Annotated in this window: 1 protein-coding gene; it reads right to left on the minus strand. The window is 37.3% G+C overall.

What is annotated here, in order from left to right; all coding sequences use genetic code 11:
* Positions 1–84 precede the first annotated feature (84 nt).
* Positions 85–1,827, minus strand: coding sequence for an IS1634 family transposase (locus tag CIL03_RS19245; protein ID WP_094887487.1), 1,743 nt, complete (start codon positions 1,825–1,827; stop codon positions 85–87).
* Positions 1,828–1,972: the final 145 nt, after the last annotated feature.

Consider the following 1,972-nt stretch of genomic DNA (forward strand, 5'->3'; position numbering starts at 1 on the left):
TAATCTCATCTTTGACAGTGAAAGTCACAGAAATGCTTTAATACCAAGCATTTCTGTGACTTTTTTAGTGCTCAAAAGTGAGTACTATTTGTGTTTTTTAACTTCTTTTAAAATATTTTTCATTTTTTGTATCGGCACGATTTCTGTGTCTGTGCGAAATCCGAAAACATCGTGCAATTTGTCTGTTAGATCTGTTCTGGTATAAGTAGGAATATAACCCTCGTTTGTAGCTTTCAACACACGCATTTCCCGTAATGTTTGAATGATTTCAAAACAGGTAGCTGACTCGTCAATTTTCTTTTCAATTAGGCGATAGGTCAATAACGACAGAAAGCAAACTAAGAAGTGGGCCTTGATTCGCTCATCTTTTTGGAGGAAGACCGGTCGCGTTCGCATTTCACTTTTTAAAATGCGGAAGGTCTCTTCGATCTCCCAGCGTCGTTGGTTGATTTTAACAATTTCTCCTGGTGTGCTTTCCAAGTTTGTACATACACCATAGAAGCCATCAAATTTCGCTTCTTCATCAATGAGTGCTGAATTCATGGTGTGCTTACTCTTTCCAGCAATCTCTCCATCTTCTGTGACATGTGTCGACTGTATAAAACGATCTGGTGAGTTTGCACGTTTTTTCTCCATCCGAGAAGGATTATCCATCTTTTTCAGTGCACGATCGATTTGTTTTTCACGAATACCGGCTTGATAACGTTTATGTTTCGGCGAAAAGGTGACGACCAATTTTTGTTCTAATCCATTTTCATTGATCCAGCGCTCTTTATGGTATACTTGCTTATCTTTTTCAAAATCAAGATCATTCAGATTGATGGTTTGTTTTCTTTTCTTGGTAGTCCCTTTTTGCGTGAAATCCACCATCTCCCATCCCGAAGGATCTAAAGCCCACTCTTTCAAATGCTTTTTCAATTTTTTAATGGATTGCGTGGTGACAAAAGCTCGTTTATTCATCGAATTGTATAATCGGTTTTCATGGGATGAAAGCCCAGCATCTGTACAGACTACAAATTTGGATAGGTGAAAATCTTTCAAGATTCTTTTCTCCAGAGGTTTTAATGTTGGCTGTTCATTTTGATTTCCGGGATTAATTACAAAAGCGAGCGGAAGCCCACTGCCGTCCATGAATAATCCCATTTGAACGATTGGATTCGGGCGATTTTCTTTAGACATCCCATATTGTTTCAGACCTTCTTCTTCTTCAATCTCAAAGTAGAAATTTGTACAGTCATAGTAAAGAAGCTCTGTCTTTCGTTCCACGATGGCTGTACTGTTTTTGTAGACCGACTTTTCAATGTGATCCGATTCCTCCGCCAAGATATCTAATGCCCGATAGATATGTTGCGTTTCTACCGAATGAGACTCCAATAAATCATCGGCTTTCTCTAACGTTCCTTTTTTTGAGGTTGGATGAATCACCCGCATGTATATGAGAAGAGCGAGAATCTTGTTTAAATCGTATGTAAAGTTATGTCTTTCGGCAATTTCCTTGCAAATTTTATCTAACTCCAATTGGTGATAGATTGATTTTAAGAAAAGATAACCTACGTTAAAAGATTGTTTTTTTCCCTTTGGTATAGATTTTTGAGGGTCGTGTTTGATGATAATCGTTTCTGACTTCATCTTTTTTTCTTCTGTTAATTTTTTTGCATATGCACGTGCCCATTCTTCAGGATCAACCCCAGGATGTCTTTCACGAATCTCCTGCTCATTCCCTAAAGCTTCAACGACCTTCGTGGTTGATTTTCCATTAATATCTCTGACATTTTCAATAACAGAATAGGAGACTGAGTTTTTGGAAACACTTTTTTTAATACGCACCGCTATCCCTCAAATCCTTTAAGTTAGCTCAATCATAACATAGTACTAAATAGTACTCAATAAGAATATCTAAAATTTGACAAAAAAATAAAGCCATCAAAGGCTTTAAAGACTATTTTTACTTATGTAGGTGTCAAACTCCCGA

This window comes from Virgibacillus indicus (assembly GCF_002266285.1).
In the GTDB taxonomy this organism is placed as follows: domain Bacteria; phylum Bacillota; class Bacilli; order Bacillales; family Amphibacillaceae; genus Virgibacillus_K; species Virgibacillus_K indicus.